A 2732-nucleotide genomic window follows, 5' to 3' on the forward strand; every position below is an offset into this window, starting at 1 on the left:
CCGTGTTGTCCCAGCTGGCGCTGGCCAGCGTCAGCCTGCCCTGTCCCGGGGCGAACGCCACTGACTCCACCGGTCCGGTGTGGCCGGTCAGCGGGCTGCCCAGCGGTCGGGGGGGCCGTCCGGTTTGGAGACGTCCCACAGCAGCACCGTGCCGTCGTAGTCGCCGCTGGCCAGCGTTGCATTGTCTGGGGAGAAGGCAACCGACCACACGGCGCCATGACGGCCTCTCAGTGGCTCGCCCAGCTGGTGAGGTGCGGTCGGGTCGCTGACGTCCCACAGTCGCACCGTCCCGTCGTCGCCGGCGCTGGCCAGAATCTCCCCGTTCGGGGAGAACGCCACCGACCGCAGTTCGCCGGTGGGGCTTAGCGGCGGACCCAACCTGCGAGGACGGATTGGGTCGGTGACGTCCCACAGCCGCACGGTGCCGTCGGCGGCGCCGCTGGCCAGGGTCCGTTTGTCCGGGGAGAACGCCACCGACCGCACTTCGCCGGCGTGACCGGTCAGGAGCTGGACCTGGGTAGTGGCCGGAGCGGTGGTCGGTGGGATGGGGGGAGGCTTTCCGTCGGACCCATCTGTGGGTCCGACGAACAGGAAGATTCCGAAAGCTATAAGTGGTAGTACAGCCATGGAAACTAGGAGGCGGTGGCGCCGCAGCCAGCCCAGAGCGTCTCTGTGTGTGGTGTGGTGTGGTGTGGGGTCTTGGGCGGCGGTTTCGGAGGGTCCGAGGGTTGCGCCGGCACGGTGGGCGCTGAGAACTGGTCCGCGGCGGCGCGGACGTCGTCGTCGAGGCGCAGCCCGATGCCGGAGCGGGCAGTCCAGCCCAGACCAAAAATATCGGCGGCGGCGTGGGCAAGATCGAGGGCGAAGGCGTGCGCGGTCGGTTGACGGTCGGCCGGGTCCTTCTCCAGCGCCCGCATGATCACTTCTGCGATCAGGGTCGGCACCCCGGTCGGCGGGTCGGGGATGGTGTTGCAGTGGTGCTGCCCGAGCACATACGACGATAGTTGCGGGTCGAATGGCGGCGCCCCGGTCAGTAGCTGGTAGAGCACGATGCCGAGGGCGTACACGTCAGTGGCCCGATAGAGCCGGCCGGCGGTGAACTGTTCCGGGGCCATGTAGACCGCTGTGCCCACCACTCGGCTCGCGTCGGCCGCTGGTCCATTGATGATTTTTGCGATACCGAAGTCGGTGATTTTGACCAGGCCGTCGGTGTCGAAGAGGATGTTGCCGGGTTTGATGTCGCGGTGCAGCACATCCCGGCCGTGTGCGTAGGACAAGGCCGTTGCCACCGCCAGACCGACCGCGCAGGCGCCTTCCGGCGTCAGGTTGGTCCGGCGGGCGAGGGTCCCCCCACCCAGCAGCTCCATGATGATCAGATGTAGGTCGTCGGTTTTGACGTAGTCATGGACCCGGACCACGTGCGGATGGTCCATGGCAGCGAGTTGACGCGACTCAGCGGCATAATCAATAGTGGCACCGTTGAGACCTGCGGTCTGAATCTTGATGGCCACGGCGCGGTTCAACTCACGGTGTCGGCCAGCCCGCACCTGCCCAAACGAACCTTGACCGAGGACCGCACCCACATCATAGCCGGGTAACGCCGTGGCTACCCGTGCCCGGTCAACCGGCATGTACGGATCGCCGCCCACTGCCGGCGGCCGCTACCCCTGGCAGGGCAAATCCGCCCATCATCCCCCCACCCCCGGTGTACTGCCGCGATCCTAACCACCACACCACCGTCAACGGTCCGCGGGGTGGAAACCTGCTCGTTCGGGGCCTCCGGGCATGCGCGAATAGCCATGATCGAACGTTCTTCGGCCCACCTGCGGATGTCGCTCCGGACGGGTTCCGGAGCGACCCGGTGGGAACGCCTCATCAGGGTGTTCGATCAGCGAGACACAGCCAGGGCGTCGTGAATCGCAAGGTCCCATCCTCGGTCGATCTCATTCGCGCTTTCAAACCCATCCATCGTCAGACGGGGCCGTCATCGGTCTCCCGTAGCTGCTTCAGCAGCCGTAGGATCTTGTAGTCGGAGCGTTGTGAAAGTATGAACCGCCGTTCTTGTGCACGACCAACAAAGGATTGCAGGCGAGTGGCGGATCCCGCCATCTCGTCTATCCATCAGGATGCATCAGGACTCCATCAGGACTCCATCAGGATGCATCAGGACTCCATCAGGACTCCATCAGGACTCCATCAGGATGCAAGTCTGGCAGGGATGCATGACGATTGGCGGGAGTCCGGATCCCGGGCCGCTTTGGTGGGGGATTGGCCGGGTTGGTTACGCCCCCCACTGCTCGCCGACGTCACCCCGGCCGCCCTCGCCGAGCTGCGCCTGGAACCGGGCGTGACCGTGTGGGCGTCGTTCAAGGCGACCGACGTCGAGACCTACCCTCAACTCCAGGAGTAACCGGGCGGTTCGGATCTTGCGGGTGCGGTGACTACTGTTCGTGCTCGATCCGACGCCAGCGTGCGTGGCGGAAGGCGGGTCAGGGCGCGGTTGGCGAAAAAGCCTTGGTTACGACGAGGATGAGCGGCTCGTCCGCGCCGAAGCTCTTGGTTTTCGACTTCGCCTGCTTCACGTCCGGGATCAGGTCCAGCACGGTCTGAGCCGCGTCCAGGCGTCCCTCGTCGTAGAACACGGTCGGCTCCGGGACGTCGTATGCCGACTGGTAGTTGGCGGTCCGTGCCACCGTGAAGCCGGCGGCTTCCAGCCGCGCCCGGGCGGAATC

Annotated in this window: 4 protein-coding genes; 1 reads left to right on the top strand and 3 read right to left on the bottom strand. The window is 66.0% G+C overall.

Translation table 11 applies throughout. The features are described from left to right. Positions 1-87: 87 nt before the first annotated feature. Together U9977_RS26665 and U9977_RS26670 are read right to left on the bottom strand one after the other, a co-directional pair. The gene (locus tag U9977_RS26665) at positions 88-474 is read right to left on the bottom strand and encodes a hypothetical protein (protein ID WP_322752027.1); all 387 of its coding nucleotides are present in this window, start codon (positions 472-474) and stop codon (positions 88-90) included. Positions 475-632: 158 nt separating this feature from the next. Continuing rightward, positions 633-1631 (bottom strand): serine/threonine-protein kinase, encoded by a 999-nt coding sequence (locus U9977_RS26670; protein WP_322752028.1) that lies wholly within the window; start codon positions 1629-1631, stop codon positions 633-635. A gap of 587 nt (positions 1632-2218) precedes the next feature. On the opposite strand from U9977_RS26670, the gene U9977_RS26675 reads away from it, so the two are divergent. After that, positions 2219-2410, top strand: a complete 192-nt coding sequence (locus U9977_RS26675) for a TOBE domain-containing protein (RefSeq protein ID WP_322752029.1) — start codon at positions 2219-2221, stop codon at positions 2408-2410. 79 nt (positions 2411-2489) lie between these two features. On the opposite strand, the gene U9977_RS26680 is transcribed toward U9977_RS26675, so the two are convergent. After that, positions 2490-2732: LytR C-terminal domain-containing protein (locus tag U9977_RS26680; RefSeq protein WP_322752030.1), on the bottom strand; the 243-nt coding region annotated here is incomplete at its 5' end.

This window comes from Protofrankia sp. Cas8 (assembly GCF_963555845.1).
Classification (GTDB): domain Bacteria; phylum Actinomycetota; class Actinomycetes; order Frankiales; family Frankiaceae; genus Protofrankia.